Annotated in this window: 17 protein-coding genes and 1 tRNA gene; 7 read left to right on the top strand and 11 right to left on the bottom strand. The window is 35.5% G+C overall.

Going from position 1 to position 20,199, the window contains the following annotated elements; translation table 11 throughout:
- Positions 1 to 2: 2 nt before the first annotated feature.
- From P163_RS10695 to mqo, 6 genes are all read left to right on the top strand, one after another.
- Positions 3 to 959, top strand: a complete 957-nt coding sequence (locus P163_RS10695) for an alpha/beta hydrolase (protein ID WP_034890769.1) — start codon at positions 3 to 5, stop codon at positions 957 to 959.
- A 1-nt stretch (position 960) separates the two neighbouring features.
- Positions 961 to 1,131 carry an Arc family DNA-binding protein gene (locus P163_RS18170; RefSeq protein ID WP_081891328.1) on the top strand — a complete coding sequence of 57 codons (171 nt, stop codon included), beginning with the start codon at positions 961 to 963 and terminating at the stop codon, positions 1,129 to 1,131.
- 1 nt (position 1,132) lies between these two features.
- Positions 1,133 to 1,939 carry a Cof-type HAD-IIB family hydrolase gene (locus tag P163_RS10690; protein ID WP_034890760.1) on the top strand — a complete coding sequence of 269 codons (807 nt, stop codon included), beginning with the start codon at positions 1,133 to 1,135 and terminating at the stop codon, positions 1,937 to 1,939.
- A gap of 80 nt (positions 1,940 to 2,019) precedes the next feature.
- Complete coding sequence (locus P163_RS10685) at positions 2,020 to 3,285, top strand: DUF819 domain-containing protein (protein ID WP_034890757.1); 1,266 nt, start codon at positions 2,020 to 2,022, stop codon at positions 3,283 to 3,285.
- 53 nt (positions 3,286 to 3,338) lie between these two features.
- On the top strand, positions 3,339 to 4,070 hold the full coding sequence (locus P163_RS10680; RefSeq protein WP_034890755.1) for a DUF4369 domain-containing protein: 732 nt from the start codon (positions 3,339 to 3,341) through the stop codon (positions 4,068 to 4,070).
- A gap of 186 nt (positions 4,071 to 4,256) precedes the next feature.
- Positions 4,257 to 5,783, top strand: coding sequence for a malate dehydrogenase (quinone) (mqo, locus tag P163_RS10675; protein WP_262489656.1), 1,527 nt, complete (start codon positions 4,257 to 4,259; stop codon positions 5,781 to 5,783).
- Positions 5,784 to 5,844: 61 nt separating this feature from the next.
- Here mqo and P163_RS10670 read toward each other — a convergent pair.
- The 6 genes from P163_RS10670 to idi all read right to left on the bottom strand — a co-directional run bounded on the left by P163_RS10670 (position 5,845) and on the right by idi (position 8,588).
- A tRNA-Thr gene (locus tag P163_RS10670) sits at positions 5,845 to 5,918 on the bottom strand.
- A gap of 9 nt (positions 5,919 to 5,927) precedes the next feature.
- On the bottom strand, positions 5,928 to 6,194 hold the full coding sequence (locus P163_RS10665; RefSeq protein ID WP_034890749.1) for a hypothetical protein: 267 nt from the start codon (positions 6,192 to 6,194) through the stop codon (positions 5,928 to 5,930).
- Between the two features lie 45 nt (positions 6,195 to 6,239).
- Positions 6,240 to 7,214 (bottom strand): type I phosphomannose isomerase catalytic subunit, encoded by a 975-nt coding sequence (locus P163_RS10660; RefSeq protein ID WP_034890745.1) that lies wholly within the window; start codon positions 7,212 to 7,214, stop codon positions 6,240 to 6,242.
- 211 nt (positions 7,215 to 7,425) lie between these two features.
- The gene (locus P163_RS18815; protein ID WP_081891327.1) at positions 7,426 to 7,566 is read right to left on the bottom strand and encodes a redoxin domain-containing protein; all 141 of its coding nucleotides are present in this window, start codon (positions 7,564 to 7,566) and stop codon (positions 7,426 to 7,428) included.
- Between the two features lie 96 nt (positions 7,567 to 7,662).
- Positions 7,663 to 8,073 carry a 6-pyruvoyl trahydropterin synthase family protein gene (locus P163_RS10650; protein ID WP_034890742.1) on the bottom strand — a complete coding sequence of 137 codons (411 nt, stop codon included), beginning with the start codon at positions 8,071 to 8,073 and terminating at the stop codon, positions 7,663 to 7,665.
- Complete coding sequence (gene idi, locus P163_RS10645) at positions 8,070 to 8,588, bottom strand: isopentenyl-diphosphate Delta-isomerase (RefSeq protein ID WP_034890739.1); 519 nt, start codon at positions 8,586 to 8,588, stop codon at positions 8,070 to 8,072. The genes P163_RS10650 and idi overlap by 4 nt, the downstream gene beginning before the upstream one ends.
- Positions 8,589 to 8,748: 160 nt before the next feature.
- Between idi and P163_RS10640 the strand changes: the two genes are divergently transcribed.
- A complete protein-coding gene (locus P163_RS10640; RefSeq protein ID WP_034890736.1) occupies positions 8,749 to 10,335 on the top strand; it encodes a peptide chain release factor 3 in 1,587 nt (528 codons plus the stop codon).
- 179 nt (positions 10,336 to 10,514) lie between these two features.
- Here P163_RS10640 and P163_RS10635 read toward each other — a convergent pair whose 3' ends face one another.
- The 5 genes from P163_RS10635 to rplJ all read right to left on the bottom strand — a co-directional run bounded on the left by P163_RS10635 (position 10,515) and on the right by rplJ (position 20,188).
- Positions 10,515 to 10,832 (bottom strand): DUF3467 domain-containing protein, encoded by a 318-nt coding sequence (locus P163_RS10635; RefSeq protein WP_034890732.1) that lies wholly within the window; start codon positions 10,830 to 10,832, stop codon positions 10,515 to 10,517.
- Positions 10,833 to 10,910: 78 nt separating this feature from the next.
- Entirely contained in the window at positions 10,911 to 15,212 is a 4,302-nt protein-coding gene (rpoC, locus tag P163_RS10630) for a DNA-directed RNA polymerase subunit beta' (protein WP_034890729.1), read from the bottom strand.
- Positions 15,213 to 15,290: 78 nt separating this feature from the next.
- Positions 15,291 to 19,103 (bottom strand): DNA-directed RNA polymerase subunit beta, encoded by a 3,813-nt coding sequence (rpoB, locus tag P163_RS10625; protein ID WP_034890726.1) that lies wholly within the window; start codon positions 19,101 to 19,103, stop codon positions 15,291 to 15,293.
- 132 nt (positions 19,104 to 19,235) lie between these two features.
- The gene (gene rplL / locus P163_RS10620; protein WP_034890723.1) at positions 19,236 to 19,610 is read right to left on the bottom strand and encodes a 50S ribosomal protein L7/L12; all 375 of its coding nucleotides are present in this window, start codon (positions 19,608 to 19,610) and stop codon (positions 19,236 to 19,238) included.
- A gap of 56 nt (positions 19,611 to 19,666) precedes the next feature.
- Positions 19,667 to 20,188 carry a 50S ribosomal protein L10 gene (rplJ, locus tag P163_RS10615; RefSeq protein WP_034890720.1) on the bottom strand — a complete coding sequence of 174 codons (522 nt, stop codon included), beginning with the start codon at positions 20,186 to 20,188 and terminating at the stop codon, positions 19,667 to 19,669.
- Positions 20,189 to 20,199: the final 11 nt, after the last annotated feature.

The raw sequence follows: 20,199 nt of genomic DNA, 5'->3' as shown, positions 1-20,199 counted from the left end.
ATATGAGATCATTTAAAATTTTAAGCATGCTATTTCTTTTGATATTCTCTCAACAAGGATATTCTCAAGAAAAATCTACCGATGCTATTTATACAGAAACGGAGCTGTCTATAAACAAATTTATTGATGGAACACTTACTCAGCCTAAAAATTCTATGAAATCTGATCTAGTGATTCTCATTCAAGGTTCTGGTCCTGTAGATAGAAATGGGAATGCTAATATGATGAAGAATGATGCTTCTAAAAAAATTGCCCATGGCTTGGCACAAAATGGTATTGCATCTTATAGATATGATAAGCGAATTTTTAAAATGCAGCAACTTGGCATTCAGGAGAAAGATCTAAGCTTTCAAGATTTTGTTACCGATGTAGATTCCATTTTATCGTATTTCAAAAAAAAGAAAGATTTTCAAAAAATAATTATCGCAGGTCATAGTGAAGGTTCATTAATTGGCATCTTAGCTGCACAACAAGAAGGTGCAAATGCATTTATATCTTTGGCTGGCGCCGGGAAAAGTATAGACAGTATAGTAGTAGAACAAATAAGCAAACAATCTGAAGGGCTTGCTCAAAGTGCTAGAGAAAGTTTTGATGAAATAAAAGCCACCGGAACCTCTACAAATTTCAATCCTTTACTAGCTTCTATTTTTAGACCAAGTGTACAACCGTTTCTTGGTTCTTGGATGCAATATGATCCTGCGCATGAGATCTCAAAACTCAATATTCCAATCCTTGTTATTAATGGAAGTTTTGATTTGCAAGTAGACGAGAACGAAGCGGCGTTATTACATAATGCTAACGCACAATCAAAATTGGTAATTCTAGATAATATGAATCACATTTTTAGAAAGATAGATGGAGATGCACTAGAAAATACCAAGGCGTATAATATTCCACAACTCTCTTTACACCCAGAACTTATACCCACTTTGGTTGATTTTATCAACACATTCCAATAAAATGAGCAAGAAGAAAGCATTTGCCTTAAGGTTAAACGAAGAGGTATTAAAATCGATAGAGAAATGGGCTTCAGATGAATTTAGAAGTACCAATGGGCAGATTGAATATATGCTTTCCAAGGCTTTGAAAGATGCCAAAAGACACCCTAAGAATAAAACAGAACAGGAATAATATGGACTATAAGATTGTATTTTCAGATATAGATGGAACTCTTCTAGATAAAGATCGCGGCCTTGCTCCAGCTACTATCAAACAGATAAAGAAATTAAAAGATAAGGTACCCTTCATTCTTATTTCCGCTAGAATGCCTTCAGCAATGAGGCATTTACAAAATGAGCTAGAAATCCAGAACCTGCCAATTATATGTTATAATGGAGGACTTGTTCTAGTAGCAGGAAAACCTATAAGTTCTACGGAAATTCCAATTAATATAGTTGAAGATTTGAGCAATTTTAATAAAATGTTGGATTGTCATTTAAGTTTATATCATAATGATGAATGGTATGTACCCAGATTTGATGAGTGGGCCGCTAGAGAAAAGAACAATACCAAAGTAGCACCTACCATCAAAGCTAATTTTGAAGTCATAAAAAATTGGGAAAACGAAGGCAAAGGTGCTCACAAGATCATGGCAATGGGAACTGAAAAACACATAGATGACATTCGAGATTACCTATTAACTACATACCCAAATGAACTCAACCTATACAGATCTAAAGATACATATCTGGAAATTGCTCATAAGAGCATATCAAAATTAACCGCTATAGAACTTTTGCTGGAACATCACTACCCTTTTAATCTTAAGGAAACCATAGCTTTTGGCGATAATTATAATGATGTAGAAATGCTAAAAAATGTAGGGTTTGGAATTGCTGTGGGCAATGCCAGAGAAGAAGCTAAACTTGTTGCTGCACACGTAACGCATCATCATAAAGAAGATGGGGTTGCCAGAATGCTGCTCGAGCTCTTCAAATAGAATAAATACTGATTTTAAAATTTTCCATTTGACTATAGTTTGATAAAAATTGTATTTTGCCGACCAAACTATACAGAATTATGGAAAGCACTCCCTATTTTACAAATGATGCCATTGTATTAGGAATTTTAATGATTGCCTTAGGATTTGTGTTCTACACCTCCTCTCTTAAAGAAGGATTTTGGGTGAAGTTCTACAAATATGTGCCGGCGTTATTAATGTGCTATCTAATTCCTGCTATCTTCAACTCTCTTGGTATTATTGAAGATCAAACATCTCAACTATATTTTATCTCTAGTAGATTCTTATTGCCCGCTGCTTTGGTTTTAATGACATTAAGTATAGATCTTAAAGCAATATTTAATTTAGGGCCCAAAGCGCTAATTATGTTCTTTACGGGAACTGCAGGTATCATAATTGGTGGACCATTAGCCATTTTACTTATAGCTACAGTCTCCCCAGAAACTGTGGGAGGAGTAGGTCCTGATGCCGTATGGAGAGGCCTTTCTACCCTTGCAGGAAGTTGGATTGGTGGTGGAGCCAATCAGGCGGCGATGCTAGAGATTTATGAATACAATCCAGATCTTTATGGTGGGATGGTTTTGGTGGATATTGTAATTGCTAATTTATGGATGGCCATAATTCTTTTAGGAATTGGTAGAAATGATAAAATTGATAAATGGTTGAATGCAGATAATTCTGCCATTACAGATCTTAAAAATAAAGTTGCCTCCTATTCTGAAAGCGTAACTAGAATCCCTACGCTTACAGATCTTATGATCTTATTAGCCATAGCTTTTGGTGCTGTAGGAATTGCACATTGGGGAGCAGATAATATTTCTGCTTATCTAGTAGATAATTTTGAAGTATTTAGTGATAATAAAAGTTCTTTGGCATCTTTTGCTTCTTCATTCTTTTGGATGATAAGTATTGCCACTGCAATTGGAATCATATTATCTTTTACTAAATTTAAATCTTATGAAGGTGCAGGAGCTAGTAAGATTGGAAGCGTATTTATTTATGTACTCGTAGCTACCATAGGAATGAAAATGGATCTATCTATGGTCTTTGATAATCCGGGACTAATAGCTATTGGATTTGTATGGATGACTATTCATGCCTTATTATTAATTGGTGTTGCCAAAATAATAAAAGCACCTTACTTCTTTCTAGCTGTAGGAAGTCAGGCAAATGTAGGTGGCGCAGCAAGCGCACCTGTTGTTGCAGCCGCATTTCACCCATCTTTAGCAACGGTTGGGGTTCTACTAGCCGTATTTGGATATGTAGTTGGAACCTATGGAGCGATCTTATGTACAATTTTAATGCAATTGGCAGCTGGAGGTTAGTATAACTTCAAAATTTATATGATATTTGCCACCCTTAAAGCCAATCTGAATTCATGAAAAAAATTAGTTTATTACTTGTTATCTTATTAAGTGTTATCGCTTGTTCTGAAAAAGAAAGCAATCTAACTGTAAGCGGAAACGTTAAGGGGTTGAAGAAGGGAACTTTATACCTTCAAAAGATTGACGATACTGTTCTTATAAATGTAGATTCTGTGGTAGTAAATGGCGATGCTAATTTCATTCTAAAAGACTACATCAAGAGCCCTCAGATAATGTATCTTTATTTAGATAAAGTAGACAACGAGCAATACGATGATAGAATCGAATTCTTTGCAGAAGAAGGTGAAATGACCATTAATTCAAGTTTAAAGAATTTTCAGGTAGATGCAGAAATTACAGGTTCTGCCAATCAGCTAAAAATGAAAGAATACAGACAAATGATGTCTCGCTTCAACGATAAGAATTTAGATCTCATCAAAAGAAATTTTGAAGCAGAAAGAGATGATAATCAGGAAGCGCTCGTAGCCATAGATAAAGAGTACAATCAGCTTTTAACCAGAAAATATTTGTACACAGTAAACTTTGCTATTAACAATAAAGATCTGGAGATCGCTCCGTACCTAGCGCTATCTGAAGTTTTTGATGCTAATATAAAATATCTAGATACTATCTATTCTTCTATGACTCCACAAGTTAAAAAATCGCTTTATGGCAAGAACCTGAAAAGCTTTTTAAAAGAGCGAAAGAAGAACGAAAAAATTGAAGATAAGATCGAAAATCAATAAAATTAAAGCTGCTAAACGCAGCTTTTTTTATGTCATTATCTTAATATGTCTTTTATAAATTCTTTCATTATTAGTACTTCGCATACTCTGTATAAGATTTTATATCCCATAAATTAACATATTTCCGGTTGCGCTTTAAAGGTTTAATATTTCCTTATGGAATAAAAAGTGGCTGTTTTCCTAACTTTGAGAAAAACAACTATTTATATGTCCACACAAAAACTTACCGAAGAGAAATATGATCTAATATGTATTGGAGGCGGAATTATGAGCGCAACACTATCTTTGATGCTAAAGCTAATAGATCCTGAAGCTCGGATAATAATTTTTGAAAGACTTAGTGAAGTTGCAGAAGAAAGTTCTGATACATGGAACAATGCTGGTACAGGACACTCTGCCTTTTGTGAACTTAATTATACCCCACAACAAAAAGATGGCTCTGTAGATGTCTCTAAAGCTATAGAGATCTTTGAACAATTTGAGAGATCTAAAGAATTTTGGGCATATTTGGTGGAGCAAAAATTGCTAGACCATCCTGAAGAGTTTATAAAATCTACACCGCATCACAGCTGGGTACGTGGAAACAAAGATGCAGAATTTCTAAAAAAACGTTTCGATGAGATGACAAAGCATCCTATGTTCGAAACCATGAAGTTTGCCGATGATTTTGACACTATGAAATTATGGTTCCCTTTAATTATGGCAGACAGAACATCAGATGAAGTGATGGCTGCTACAAGAATGGAATTAGGTACCGGAGTAGATTTTGGAAATCTTACCCGTAAATTCTACAGAATACTAGAAGAACATTTTAATGTACCTGTACTACGAGAACATGAAGTTTTAGATGTAGATCCGGCAACTAATATAGAATGGCTGGTAGAAGTTGAAGACCTTAAAAATGAGGTTAAGAAATATTATGATGCAGAACATGTATTTATTGGCGCAGGTGGCGGTGCATTGCCATTACTTCAGAAAGTAGAAATTCCGGAAAAAGATGGCTATGGTGGTTTTCCTGTTGGTGGCCAATGGCTCTATTGTAAGAATAGAGAAATTATAGAACAACACCATGCAAAAGTTTACAGTAAAGCAGGGGTAGATGCTCCACCCATGTCTGTTCCTCACTTAGACACAAGACATATTAAAGGAAAAAAAGAATTACTATTTGGGCCATTCGCAGGCTTTAGTACAAAATTTTTAAAAGAAGGTTCCTATCTGGATCTACCAAAGTCTATAAATTTTAAAAACATACCATCTATGTGGGGTGTATTCTGGCATAATTTACCATTAACTAAATATTTATTAGAACAGATTACCATGGATCATGAAGATAGAATGGAAGATCTAAGAGTATTTATAAAAGGGGCTAAATCTGAAGACTGGGAACTTAAAGTTGCAGGTCAAAGAGTTCAAATCATTAAAAAAGATGAAGAAGAAGGTGGTACTTTAGAATTTGGTACCGATGTAGTACATAGTAAAGATGGTAGTATAACCGCGTTGTTAGGCGCTTCCCCTGGAGCTTCTACAGCTGTACAAATAATGATAGAGGTATTGCAAATTGCTTTTCCAGAAAAAGTTAGTACAACAGAATGGCAGGAGAAACTTTCTAAAATGATTCCGTTGTGGAATATGAGCGTTGTAGATGATCTAGAACGATTTAAAGAGGTGCAGGCAAATTGCTCTAAAGCGTTAAATCTAAAAGTTGATCATTAATAAATAAAAAAATTAAGGTATAAAAAAAGCTTCTCTTTTGGAGAAGCTTTTAAAAAATTAGAGCCGATAGAGGGACTCGAACCCACGACCTGCTGATTACAAATCAGCTGCTCTAGCCAGCTGAGCTACATCGGCCTAAAATTCTTATAATTTATTGATCTTTTCTACCAAAGCATTCGCTTTAGTTTCCAATTCTGTTTCAATAGATTTAAAATGTTGTTTCTTATTCTCAACATCTTTTTTGTTGATCTTAGCTATTAATTCATCAAAAGCAACAATCGCTTCTTCAACGATTTCTTCCGTTTGCTTTGGATCCTGTTTAGGATTAGCTAATTGATTAATGTAAGCTGCTTCAATGATATCACCCATCACATAGTTTACATCTCTCTTCAACAATCTTTTACTTGCCATGTTTCTTAATTTTAAGCTGCGAATTTAATCTATTTTCTAATATAATTAAACACTTACCTCTAAAATTTTTGAATTCTTTCCTAAAACGTTGATTTTGTTGATACAAGCGGGTATCAATAAGCTCTCCCCATATCCCAGATCTATAGATTTTTCATCATATTCTATTACAGAATCACCTTCCACACCCATCAAAATAACAAAAGAATCTAATTTCTCATAGTTACGAGCAAATTCACCATTAACTTTTAAGATATCTGTTTTAAAATAAGTGTCATGAACTAGCGCGTTCTTTTGATTCTCTTCGAGCTTATAATTTACCAGAAAATCTTTATTGTTGTCAAGGTTTATACAATCTAAAGCTTCCTGAGTATGCAATTCTCTTTGCTCACCCGTGTTAGAAACTCTATCCCAATCATATATTCTATACGTAATATCAGAATTTTGCTGTATCTCGGCCAGTAGAATACCGGCACCAATAGCGTGTACCAATCCGGCCTTTATAAAATAGGCATCTCCCGGTTTAGATTTTTCAGTATTTAAAGCTTCAGCTAATCCGCCCTTTTCTACAAGTGCCTGATATTCACTTTTGGTTACCGCTTCTTTAAAACCTAAAATGATCTCTGCATCTTCATCTGCCTGCATAATATACCACATCTCCGTTTTACCAAAAGAATTATGCCTTTTCTGCGCTACTTCATCATTAGGATGTAGTTGTATAGACAAAGCTTCCGCTGCATCTATAAATTTTATAAGAAGTGGAAATTTGGTATTGTGCTCCTTATAAACTTTCTCACCAACTAGGTCCCCTTTATACTCTCCTATCAAACTCTTTAAGGTTTTACCGGCTAATGGTCCATCTGAAACTACAGAAAGATCACCTTCCACATCTGAGATCTCCCAGCTTTCCCCAGTTTTATCCGTTTTAGAATTCTTATTTAATACCTTCTTCAATTTATTGCCTCCCCAAACCTTTTCTTTCAAGATTGGGTGAAACTTTAATACGTAAAGATCTTTATTCATACTGGAGAGTTTTTAATGTTTTTAATGCATTTACAGTGTATTGTGCAGCATATAAATTGCTATACCTCATTTGAAGATAACCATTTTTATTAAAAACGAACATTTCTCATTCGGGAATTATTCCGAATAAAGAAGGTTTCACGTCAAAAGCTTTCCTAGCTCATCTAAGTCTGAAAGAAAATAAAAGATAAATTATAAAGGTTCGAAAATTTTATAAAGAAGTTTCAGAATATACGCTAATAGTAATAATCCCTGCACCCAGATCTTTAAAATCCTGAAATTTATCTCCAAGAGAACACACCTCTTTTATGCAGCCGGATGTAAAATTCTTTGGATAAAAATAGATTACCACTGGGCACTCTCAAGTAAATTTATTTTCTGTAAAACTATTTCTGCCTTTTTCATTAAGAATCACGTTTGGTATGTGGTCTTCATTTAGCTATTTATACTATTTACCAGTATATGTTACAAAGTTTCTAGGAGTTTCATATAAAGTTACTGAAAGATCTAAATCTTTGGATAGCTTTATGCGTAACTTATTCCAAATTACAACCGCTATGTTCTCTGCTGTTGGATTAAGATCTTTAAACTCTGGAACTTCTACATTTAAGTTTTTATGATCAAATTCGGTTTCAACTTCAGAATAAATAAGATCTTTTAAAACCTTCATATCTATTACAAAACCAGTTTGAGGATCTATTTCTCCCGTTACTCCTACTATAAGTTCGTAGTTATGACCGTGGAAGTTTGGATTGCTACATTTCCCGAAAATTTCTTTGTTTTTAGTATCATCCCAATCTCTACAAAAGAGCCTATGAGCTGCATTAAAATGTGCTTTTCTATTTACAGTTACTCTCATTGCTGAATTGTTTGGTAATATTTATCAAAAATGATCTTAAACCATTCTGTATACACAGAAGGATTATCTGTCATATCTTTTTTTACATCTTCTAAAGCCATCCATTTCCATGCAGCAGCTTCTTCTAGGTTCAACTTAGGTTCCTGCTGAAAATTACCTACTAGAATATGGTCAAATTCATGTTCTGTAAGACCGTTATCAAAAGGAGCCTTATAAATAAATGAAATAGTATCATTTAATTCGGTACTAAAACCCATTTCTTCCATCAGTCTGCGTTTACCAGCAGCAATATTGCTTTCCCCTTCTCGCTGATGACTGCAACAGGTATTGGTCCATAAACCAGGAGAGTGATATTTAGAGTGAGCACGCTGCTGAAGCATCAACTCGTTTTTGTCGTTAAATACAAATACAGAGAATGCTCTATGTAGCAGCCCTTTTTCATGCGCTTCCATTTTAGGCATCAACCCTATTTGTTCATCATTTTGGTCAACAAGTATCACTTTTTCTTCTTCCATAGCTAAAATTGAAAATCAAAAATACAAAATCAACTTACCAAATCATAAGAAAATAAGGACTTGGCAGAAGATTCTTATTCAGAAAAATAACAAGAGCTAATTATTCCAGATACCTTAATTCTTGATCAAAAATTTTATCTTTGCAGCCTTAAATTAGCATATGAAATTTACCGACGAAATTAAAAGAAGAAGAACATTTGGGATCATCTCTCACCCAGATGCCGGAAAGACAACCTTAACAGAGAAATTATTACTCTTTGGAGGGGCCATTCAGGAAGCTGGAGCGGTAAAATCAAATAAGATAAAAAAGGGAGCAACCAGTGATTTTATGGAAATTGAGCGCCAGAGAGGGATCTCTGTAGCTACTTCTGTATTAGCATTTGAGTATGACGGCACCAAGATCAATATTTTGGATACACCGGGTCATAAGGATTTTGCTGAAGATACATTTAGAACTTTAACTGCGGTAGACAGTGTAATTGTAGTAGTAGACGTTGCAAAAGGGGTTGAAGAGCAAACCGAAAAGCTGGTAGAAGTTTGTCGCATGCGAAATATTCCTATGATAGTTTTTATAAATAAACTAGACCGTGAGGGAAAAGATGCTTTTGAACTTCTAGATGAAATTGAACAAAAACTTAATCTAACTGTTACGCCTTTAAGTTTCCCAATTGGAATGGGATATGACTTTAAAGGAATTTATAATATTTGGGAACAAAACGTAAACATTTTTACAGGAGACCCTAAAAAAGATATTGAAGATACCGTAGAGATATCAGATCTTTCTTCTAAAGAATTAGATAATCTAATTGGTTCTAATGCAGCTAATACACTTAGAGAAGAATTAGAGTTGGCTCAGGGCGTATATCCAGAATTTAATAAGGAAGATTATTTAGCCGGAAAGCTGCAACCTGTATTCTTTGGTTCTGCTCTAAATAACTTTGGAGTAAGAGAGCTCTTAGATTGTTTTGTGAGCATCGCTCCTACTCCACGTGCAAAAGATAGTGAGGAGCGCAATGTAAAACCAGATGAAAAACAATTTTCTGGCTTTGTATTTAAGATACATGCTAACATGGATCCTAAACATAGAGACCGTCTTGCATTTGTGAAGATCGTATCCGGGATATTCGAAAGAAATAAACCCTACCTTCATGTAAGACATGGTAAGAACTTAAAGTTTTCAAGCCCCAATGCTTTTTTTGCTGAAAAGAAAGAAATTGTAGATATATCATATCCAGGAGATATTATTGGATTGCACGATACCGGAAATTTTAAAATTGGAGATACTTTAACCGAGGGAGAAGTATTGAATTATAGAGGTATCCCTAGTTTCTCTCCAGAACATTTTAGATATGTAAACAATGCAGATCCTATGAAGTCTAAACAACTGGAGAAAGGATTAGACCAATTGATGGATGAAGGGGTTGCACAATTATTTACCCTAGAATTAAACGGTCGTAAAGTTATAGGAACGGTAGGAGCACTACAATTTGAGGTTATACAGTACAGACTAGAACACGAATATGGTGCTAAGTGTACTTATGAAAATCTGAATGTTTACAAAGCAACCTGGGTAGAGACTAAAGATCAAAAAAGTGAGGAATTTAAAGATTTTAAAAGAGTAAAATCAAAATTCCTAGCACATGATAAAAGAGGACAGCTAGTATTTTTAGCAGATTCTCAATTTTCTTTACAAATGACCCAATCTAAATATCCAAGCATTAAATTTCATTTGGTATCAGAATTTTAGAAAAACAAGCGTTTTCACTTATATCAAATTATTTTAAAGCCTACTAATAGATCTATCAAGATTTAATAACAGGCTTTTTAATGTAATTACCTCAATTTAAATTTTAAACCATTTAAAGTTTAGACATAAAAAAACCCGAAGAACTATCTTCGGGTTTTTTATTTATTAAGTCAATAATCTTAAGCCTGACCTGTTGGGCCAAAATTAAGAGGAATAGGTGGTTGCTCGTAATCCTTTATCTCACCATGGGCACTCTCAAATCTTTGAACATTATCACCTAAGGCTTTCAACAAACGTTTAGCATGTTGTGGGGTAAGAATAATTCTAGATTTTACTTTACTCTTAGGAGTTCCAGGCATAATGCTTACAAAGTCTACTACAAATTCTGAAACAGAATGATTGATAATTGCTAAGTTGGAATAAGTTCCTTCCGCAATTTTCTCATCCAACTCTATATTGATCTGTCCTTGTTTTGGCTTATTATCTTGGTCGCTCATTATTCTATAAATTTAAAAATCGACAAAAATCGATCATAAAAAAATCAGGTCCCGATAAAATCGAGACCTGAATTTGTATTAGTTATAATTAACTTCTTGCTTCTTCTCCATCATCTCGTCGAATTCTTCTTTAGAACCAACAATAATGTTATCATACTTACGCATTCCTGTACCAGCAGGTATCTTATGTCCAACAATTACGTTTTCTTTAAGTCCTTCCAGGGCATCAATCTTACCGCTTACCGCAGCTTCATTTAATACTTTGGTTGTTTCCTGGAAGGAAGCCGCAGATATAAATGATTTTGTTTGAAGAGATGCTCTAGTAATACCTTGAAGTACTGGTGTAGCCGTAGCAGAGATCGCTTCTCTAGCCGTAGCTAGTTCTTTATCTTCTCTACGTAAAGATGAATTTTCATCTCTTAGCTCACGTATAGTAACAATCTGTCCTGGTTTAAGATTTGTAGAATCTCCAGCACTTTCAATTACTTTCATTCCAAAGATATTATCGTTTTCTTCGATAAAATCTGATTTATGAATTAACTGATTTTCTAAGAATATAGTATCTCCCGGATCTACAATACGTACTTTACGCATCATCTGGCGAACTACAACCTCAAAGTGCTTATCATTAATCTTCACCCCTTGTAATCTATAAACTTCCTGAACCTCATTTACTAAGTACTGTTGTACTGCATTAGGTCCTTTAATAGAAAGTATATCTTCCGGAGTTATTGAACCATCAGAAAGTGGCATACCTGCACGAACATAATCATTCTCCTGAACTAAGATCTGGTTAGAAAGTTTCACTAGATACTTTTTAACTTCTCCCAATTTAGATTCAACTATGATCTCACGGTTACCTCTTTTGATCTTACCGAAGGAAATAACACCATCTATTGCACTAACTACTGCAGGGTTAGAAGGGTTACGAGCTTCGAATAACTCGGTTACTCTAGGAAGACCTCCAGTAATATCACCAGCTTTTGAAGATTTACGAGGGATTTTTACCAAGATCTTACCAACCTTGATCTTCTCGTCTTTATCTACCATTAGGTGGGCACCAACTGGAAGGTTATAAGAACGAATTACTTCATCCTTCTTACCTAATATAAGTAACGTTGGAATCAACTTCTTATTCTTAGACTCAGAGATCACTTTCTCTTGGAATCCGGTTTGCTCATCAATCTCTACTTGGTAGGTTACCCCTTGATCAATATTTTCATATTTAATCTTACCAGCAAATTCTGAAATGATCACCCCATTATATGGATCCCACTGGCAAATGATATCATCAGCCTTAACAGTATCTCCGTCATTTATAAAGATCTGAGAACCATAAGGAATGTTATTAGTACTAAGTACCACTCCGGTCTTCTTATCTTTAATCTTTAATTCTGAAGTTCTTGAAATTACAATATCTGAAGTTGTTCCATCTGGAGCTTCTCCTTTTACTACTTTCAAGTCTTCGATATCTGCAACACCACCAAATTTAGCGGTTAATTTATTTTCTTCTGAAATGTTACCTGCAATACCTCCAACATGGAAAGTACGTAGGGTAAGTTGTGTACCTGGTTCCCCAATAGATTGAGCAGCAACTACACCAACAGCTTCACCTCTTTGAACAAGTTTATCTGTAGCAAGGTTACGACCGTAACACTTCACACAAATACCTTTTTTAGCTTCACAAGTAAGAGCAGAACGAACTTCTACACTTTCTATAGGAGCATTCTCTATTTTAGTAACTGCAGCTTCTAAGATCTCATCTCCAGATTTTACCAATAACTCTTGAGTTAATGGGTTGATGATATCATTTAAAGCAATACGTCCTACAATACGTTCTCCAAGAGATTCAACTATTTCATCATTTTTCTTAAGCGGAGTTACTTCAACACCTCTTAGAGTTCCACAATCTTCATCGTTAACAATAACGTCTTGTGAAACATCTACCAATCTACGAGTTAGGTAACCAGCATCGGCAGTTTTAAGTGCGGTATCGGCAAGACCTTTACGTGCACCGTGAGTTGAGATAAAGTATTCAAGAATTGAAAGACCTTCCTTAAAGTTAGAAAGAATAGGGTTTTCAATAATTTCTCCTCCACCAGAGTTAGATTTTTTAGGCTTAGCCATCAAACCACGCATACCGGTTAACTGACGGATCTGTTCTTTAGATCCACGAGCACCAGAATCTAGCATCATAAACACAGAGTTGAAACCTTGGTTATCTTCTCTAATACGTTTCATAGCCAATTCTGTAAGACCAGCATTGGTAGAAGTCCAGATATCAATAACTTGGTTGTAACGCTCGTTATTGGTAATAAGACCCATGTTATAGTTTCCTATAATTCCATCAACCTGCTCATTAGCTTCATCAATCATAGATTGTTTCTCAGCAGGGATAATAATATCTCCTAAACTGAATGACAATCCACCAGTGTATGCAAATTTGTAACCTAAACTCTTAATTTCATCTAAGAATGCAGCAGTTTCTGCTACACTTGTAACCTTAAGTACTTGCCCAATAATATCTCTAAGAGATTTTTTGGTTAATACTTGGTTGATATATCCTGCTTTTTCAGGAACAGACTGGTTGAACAATACTCTACCAACTGTAGTTTCGATAATTTGCTTAACCAATTCTCCTTCTTCATTAAAATCTTTTGTTCTGATTTTAATAACAGCGTTAAGGTCAACTTGTTTCTCATTGTATGCAATCACAACTTCTTCCGAAGAGTAAAAAGTAAGGCCTTCACCTTTAATTTTTACTTCTGGGGTAGAAACTCTTGGTTTGGTCATATAGTACAGACCCAAAACCATATCCTGAGATGGTACCGTAATTGGTGAACCATTTGCAGGGTTTAAGATATTGTGAGATCCTAGCATTAATAATTGCGCTTCCAAAATAGCCTCAGGCCCAAGTGGCAAGTGAACCGCCATCTGGTCACCATCAAAATCGGCGTTGAATGCCGTAGTTGCTAGTGGGTGCAATTGGATTGCTTTACCTTCAATTAACTTAGGTTGGAACGCTTGAATACCTAAACGGTGAAGTGTAGGAGCCCTGTTCAATAATACGGGGTGACCCTTCAATACGTTTTCTAAGATATCCCAAACTACTGGTTCTTTCTTGTCTATGATCTTCTTAGCAGACTTCACAGTTTTTACAATTCCTCTTTCAATCAGTTTTCTGATCACGAAAGGTTTGTAAAGCTCTGCAGCCATATCTTTTGGAAGACCACATTCAAACATTTTCAATTCTGGTCCAACAACAATTACCGAACGAGCAGAATAATCCACACGCTTACCTAACAAGTTTTGACGGAAACGTCCTTGTTTTCCTTTTAAGGAATCAGAAAGAGATTTCAACGGTCTGTTAGAGTCAGTTTTTACTGCTGAAGATTTTCTAGTGTTATCAAACAAGGAATCCACCGCTTCCTGAAGCATACGCTTTTCGTTACGTAAAATTACCTCTGGAGCTTTAATTTCCATCAATCGCTTTAGACGATTGTTTCTGATAATTACTCTTCTATATAAATCATTTAAATCTGAAGTCGCGAAACGACCACCATCCAACGGCACTAAAGGACGTAATTCTGGCGGAATGATTGGAATAACCTTCATGATCATCCACTCCGGAAGATTTTCGCGATTGTTATTAGCATCACGGAAAGCCTCTACAACCTGAAGTCTCTTAAGAGCTTCCGTTTTACGTTGTTTTGAAGTTTCGTTATTTGCTTTGTGTCTAAGGTCATAAGAAAGTTGATTAAGATCAATTCTTCTTAATAATTCAATAAGACATTCAGCACCCATCTTAGCGATGAATTTATTAGGATCATTATCTTCAAGATAAAGGTTTTCTTGAGGAAGTGTATCTAAGATATCTAAATACTCTTCTTCTGTTAAGAAATCCATTTTCTTAAGTTGTTCTCCTTCTGCATTCTTAGCGATACCAGCTTGAATAACAACATATCTTTCATAATAGATAATCATATCCAACTTCTTGGATGGAAGACCTAATAAGTACCCTATCTTGTTTGGTAAAGAACGGAAGTACCAGATATGCGCAACAGGAACCACCAAGTTGATGTGCCCTACACGATCTCTACGTACTTTTTTCTCTGTAACTTCTACACCACAACGGTCACAAACAATCCCTTTGTAGCGAATTCTTTTATATTTTCCACAGGCACATTCGTAATCCTTAACAGGACCAAAAATACGCTCACAGAACAATCCGTCACGCTCAGGTTTGTGCGTACGGTAATTAATAGTTTCAGGCTTTAAAACTTCACCACGAGATTCCGCAAGAATGGATTCTGGAGAGGCTAAACCTATAGAGATTTTATTAAATCTCTGTTCTGTATTCTTTTCATTATTTCTAGCCATAATGTTGTGCTATCTAATTATTGTGAAAATACTACTATTAAAGTTGGGCATCGAAACACCCAACTTTAAAGAAGTATGTTATTCTTCTAATCTAATATCCAATCCTAAACCTTTTAGTTCGTGCATTAACACGTTAAAAGATTCTGGTAATCCGGGTTCTGGCATAGGCTCCCCTTTTACGATTGCCTCGTAAGTTTTAGCTCTTCCTATAACGTCATCAGATTTCACGGTCAAAATTTCACGTAGTGTTGCAGAAGCTCCATAAGCTTCTAATGCCCAAACTTCCATCTCACCAAATCTTTGTCCACCAAATTGCGCTTTACCACCTAATGGTTGTTGCGTAATTAATGAGTATGGTCCTATAGAACGTGCGTGCATCTTATCATCAATCATATGTCCTAATTTCAACATATAAATGATTCCTACGGTTGCAGGTTGATCAAATCTATCTCCTGTTCCACCATCATATAAGTAGGTATGACCAAATCTAGGTACACCAGCTTCATCTGTTAGTTCGTTGATCTGATCTAATGTAGCTCCGTCAAAAATTGGAGTAGCGTATTTTCTACCTAATTTTTGTCCTGCCCATCCTAACACAGTCTCATAAATCTGACCAATGTTCATACGAGAAGGTACACCAAGTGGGTTCAATACGATATCAACCGGAGTTCCATCTTCTAAGAAAGGCATATCTTCCTGACGAACGATACGTGCAACAATACCCTTGTTACCGTGACGTCCCGCCATTTTATCACCTACTTTAAGTTTTCTCTTCTTAGCTACATATATTTTCGCTAATTTGATAATACCTGCAGGTAATTCATCTCCAACTGAGATAGTGAATTTTTCCCTTCTCAAGTTACCTTGAAGATCATTTTCCTTAATCTTGTAATTATGGATAAGATCTGCAACCAATTTATTTAAATTATCATCTGTAGTCCATGTACCTTGTGTAAGGTGCGTATAATCATCTACAGAATTTAACATCTTAAGAGTGTATTTTTTACCTTTTGGTAAAACTTCTTCTCCAAGATCGTTCATTACTCCCTGAGCAGTTTTTCCACCAACAATAGCAAATAATTTATCTACTAAGTCAGATTTAAGCAATGAGAATTTAGCATCATACTTCTTCTCAAGAGCAGAAACATCTTCTTTATCCTGAACACGTTTACGCTTATCTTTAACCGCACGAGCAAAAAGTTTCTTATTAATAACAACACCTCTTAAAGATGGGTGTGCTTTTAATGAAGCATCTTTTACATCACCAGCTTTGTCTCCAAAGATCGCTCTAAGTAATTTTTCTTCTGGAGTAGGATCACTTTCTCCTTTTGGAGTGATCTTACCAATAAGAATATCACCAGGCTTCACTTCAGCACCAATTCTAATCATCCCGTTTTCATCAAGGTCTTTTGTAGCCTCTTCCGAAACGTTTGGAATATCATTAGTTAATTCTTCGTTACCTAACTTGGTATCTCTAACTTCTAATGAATACTCATCTATATGTATAGATGTAAATACATCTTCTCTTACAACTCTTTCAGAAATTACAATTGCATCCTCAAAGTTATATCCTTTCCAAGGCATGAAGGCAACTTTCATGTTACGTCCTAGAGCAAGTTCTCCTGCTTCTGTTGCGTAACCCTGACAAAGTACCTGACCTTTTGCAACTCTATCTCCAACACTTACGATTGGTCTTAAGTTAATAGAGGTTCCTTGGTTGGTTTTTCTAAATTTAATAAGATTATAAGTCTTAGAATCGCTTTCAAAACTTACCATTCTCTCATCTTCAGTACGATCGTACTTAATGGTTATCTTTTGAGCATCTACGTATTCAACTTCACCATCTCCTTCAGCATTTATCAATACACGAGAATCTGTAGCTACCTGTCTTTCAAGACCAGTACCAACTATTGGAGATTCTGCTCTTAATAAAGGTACAGCCTGACGCATCATGTTAGATCCCATCAATGCACGGTTGGCATCATCATGCTCCAAGAAAGGAATTAAAGATGCAGAGATAGAAGAGATCTGGTTTGGTGCAACATCTATATAGTGAATCTCTTGCGGATCTACTACCGGGAAGTCACCTTCCATACGTGCAATTACCTTATCTGTATCTATCGTACCATCATCTTTTAAAGGAATGTTAGCTTGCGCTATCATTTTATCCTCTTCCTCTTCAGCACTTAAATATATTGGTTGTTCTGAAAAATCAATTTTTGCATTATTTACCTTACGGTAAGGAGTTTCAATGAATCCCATTCCGTTCACCTTAGCAAATACTGAAAGTGAAGAAATAAGTCCAATGTTCGGTCCTTCCGGAGTTTCAATAGGACAAAGTCTTCCGTAGTGCGTATAGTGAACATCACGTACTTCAAACCCTGCTCTTTCTCTTGAAAGTCCACCTGGCCCTAATGCAGATAATCTACGTTTGTGCGTTATCTCTGCAAGTGGATTTGTTTGATCCATGAACTGAGATAACTGGTTGGTACCAAAGAAAGAGTTGATAACAGAAGACAAGGTCTTCGCATTAATCAAATCTATCGGGGTAAATACCTCGTTGTCACGCACATTCATTCTTTCACGAATGGTACGAGCCATACGAGCTAAACCAACACCAAACTGCTGAGATAATTGTTCTCCTACTGTTCTAACACGACGGTTAGATAAGTGATCGATATCATCAATCTCTGCCTTTGAGTTAATTAACTCTATTAAGTATTTAACAATGGTAATGATATCTTCTTTGGTAAGCACTTGCTTATCCATAGCTACATCAAGACCAAGTTTTTTGTTCATTCTGTAACGACCTACTTCCCCAAGGCTGTAACGTTGATCAGAAAAGAACAATTTATCTATAATTCCACGTGCAGTTTCTTCATCTGGCGGTTCTGCATTACGCAGCTGACGATAGATGTGTTCTACAGCCTCTTTCTCAGAGTTAGTTGGATCTTTTTGCAATGTATTGTGAATAATTGCATAATCTCCAGTAGAATTATCTTCTTTATGTAAAAGAATTGTTTTAGAACCGGTTTCTAGAATTTCTTCTATGTGATCCTTATCCAATTCTGTATCACGATCAAGAACAATTTCGTTACGTTCTATTGAAACTACCTCACCGGTATCTTCATCAACGAAATCTTCATACCAAGTATTTAATACTCTTGCGGCAAGTCTTCTTCCTAATACTTTTTTAAGTCCTGTTTTAGAAACTTTCACTTCTTCTGCAAGGTCAAAGATCTCAAGAATATCCTTATCTCTTTCAAAACCGATAGCTCGGAAAAGTGTAGTTACAGGTAATTTTTTCTTTCTATCGATATACGCGTACATCACGTTATTGATATCGGTAGCGAATTCTATCCAAGAACCTTTAAAAGGTATAATTCTGGCAGAATATAATTTTGTTCCATTGGCATGGAAAGATTGTCCAAAGAAAACACCAGGTGAACGGTGTAACTGAGAAACCACTACTCTCTCGGCACCATTGATACAAAAAGTCCCACTTGGTGTCATATAAGGAATAGTCCCTAAATATACGTCCTGTACGATAGTTTCAAAATCTTCATGCTCAGGATCGGTACAATAAAGTTTTAAGCGGGCTTTAAGCGGTACGCTATAAGTTAAACCCCTCTCAATACATTCTTGAATAGAATATCTTGGTGGGTCCACGAAGTAATCTAAAAATTCTAAAACGAATTGATTACGAGTGTCTGTAATGGGAAAGTTTTCCATGAAGGTATTATAGAGACCCTCATCTCCCCTTTCTTCTGATTTTGTTTCTAGTTGAAAGAAATCCTGGAAAGACTTAATTTGGACATCCAAAAAGTCTGGATAATCAGGCTTATTCTTTACAGAAGAGAAATTCAATCTTTCAGTTTGCGTTGCTAACATCAATGGACGGAATTATAATTTATATATAAAAGTGGGTGCGTTATAGAACTTTAAGCTTTATATACGCAAAAGGGTTTAGACCTTTAGGAGATACTCCCAAGGTCTAAACCTAAATAATATTGCTTGTTAAGCTTATTTAAGCTCAACCTCAGCTCCTGCTTCTTCTAATTGTGCTTTTAATGCTTCAGCTTCGTCTTTAGCAACTCCTTCTTTAACTGCTTTAGGAGCACCATCTACTAATTCTTTAGCATCTTTAAGACCAAGACCAGTAAGTTCTTTTACCATTTTCACTACAGCTAATTTAGAGCTACCTGCAGCTTTAAGGATTACGTCAAACTCTGATTGCTCTTCAGCAGCATCTTCACCACCACCAGCTGGACCAGCCATAGCTACAGCAGCAGCTGCAGGTTCGATACCATATTCTTCTTTCAAAATAGTAGCTAATTCATTAACTTCTTTTACTGTTAAGTTAACTAATTGCTCTGCGAAATCTTTTAAATCTGCCATTTTCTATCGTTTTAAAATGTTCTTTAATATATAATTGTTAAAAAGTGCGTACGTGCTTATCCTTCTTTTTCAGAAAGAGTTTTAAGAATTCCAGCTAATTTACCACCACTTGATTTAAGCGCTGAAACAACGTTCTTAGCAGGTGATTGTAACAATCCGATGATATCCCCAATAACTTCTTCTTTAGACTTGATGTTAACCAATGTCTCAAGATAATCGTCACCTACATAAATCGCTTCTTCAATAAAAGCACCTTTAAGTAATGGTTTATCAGATTTTTTTCTGAATTCTTTGATCACTTTAGCTGGAGCATTTCCAGTATCAGAGATCATTATAGATGTATTGCCTTTTAAAACTGAAGGAAGTTCTCCGAATTCCTTATCGGAAGCTTCCATAGCTTTTGCAAGCAATGTATTTTTAACTACTGCTAGTTTTACGTTAGCTTTAAAACAAGCTCTACGTAAGTTTGAAGTACCTAAGGCGTTTAAACCTGAGATATCTGCAAGGTAAATAATAGAATTATTTGATAACTGCGCAGTTAGATCTTCAATTACTAATGATTTTTCTTCTCTTGTCATAATCTTAAATA

Source organism: Gillisia sp. Hel_I_29, from assembly GCF_000744275.1.
In the GTDB taxonomy this organism is placed as follows: Bacteria; Bacteroidota; Bacteroidia; order Flavobacteriales; family Flavobacteriaceae; genus Gillisia.
The sequence above is the reverse complement of the archived record's forward strand: the minus strand, read 5'-3'. Positions and strand labels throughout refer to the sequence as shown.

What these genes read in the sequence shown, in the direction of transcription:
- P163_RS10665 (WP_034890749.1), bottom strand. Translation starts at nt 6,194, where the DNA reads ATGGCAAGTAAAAGATTGTTGAAGAGAGATGTAAACTATGTGATGGGT.
- P163_RS10640 (WP_034890736.1), top strand. Translation starts at nt 8,749, where the DNA reads ATGAAATTTACCGACGAAATTAAAAGAAGAAGAACATTTGGGATCATC.
- P163_RS10690 (WP_034890760.1), top strand. Translation starts at nt 1,133, where the DNA reads ATGGACTATAAGATTGTATTTTCAGATATAGATGGAACTCTTCTAGAT.
- P163_RS10695 (WP_034890769.1), top strand. Translation starts at nt 3, where the DNA reads ATGAGATCATTTAAAATTTTAAGCATGCTATTTCTTTTGATATTCTCT.
- P163_RS10660 (WP_034890745.1), bottom strand. Translation starts at nt 7,214, where the DNA reads ATGAATAAAGATCTTTACGTATTAAAGTTTCACCCAATCTTGAAAGAA.
- P163_RS10650 (WP_034890742.1), bottom strand. Translation starts at nt 8,073, where the DNA reads ATGAGAGTAACTGTAAATAGAAAAGCACATTTTAATGCAGCTCATAGG.
- P163_RS10635 (WP_034890732.1), bottom strand. Translation starts at nt 10,832, where the DNA reads ATGAGCGACCAAGATAATAAGCCAAAACAAGGACAGATCAATATAGAG.
- rpoB (WP_034890726.1), bottom strand. Translation starts at nt 19,103, where the DNA reads ATGTTAGCAACGCAAACTGAAAGATTGAATTTCTCTTCTGTAAAGAAT.
- P163_RS18170 (WP_081891328.1), top strand. Translation starts at nt 961, where the DNA reads ATGAGCAAGAAGAAAGCATTTGCCTTAAGGTTAAACGAAGAGGTATTA.
- P163_RS10680 (WP_034890755.1), top strand. Translation starts at nt 3,339, where the DNA reads ATGAAAAAAATTAGTTTATTACTTGTTATCTTATTAAGTGTTATCGCT.
- rplJ (WP_034890720.1), bottom strand. Translation starts at nt 20,188, where the DNA reads ATGACAAGAGAAGAAAAATCATTAGTAATTGAAGATCTAACTGCGCAG.
- P163_RS10685 (WP_034890757.1), top strand. Translation starts at nt 2,020, where the DNA reads ATGGAAAGCACTCCCTATTTTACAAATGATGCCATTGTATTAGGAATT.
- idi (WP_034890739.1), bottom strand. Translation starts at nt 8,588, where the DNA reads ATGGAAGAAGAAAAAGTGATACTTGTTGACCAAAATGATGAACAAATA.
- rplL (WP_034890723.1), bottom strand. Translation starts at nt 19,610, where the DNA reads ATGGCAGATTTAAAAGATTTCGCAGAGCAATTAGTTAACTTAACAGTA.
- rpoC (WP_034890729.1), bottom strand. Translation starts at nt 15,212, where the DNA reads ATGGCTAGAAATAATGAAAAGAATACAGAACAGAGATTTAATAAAATC.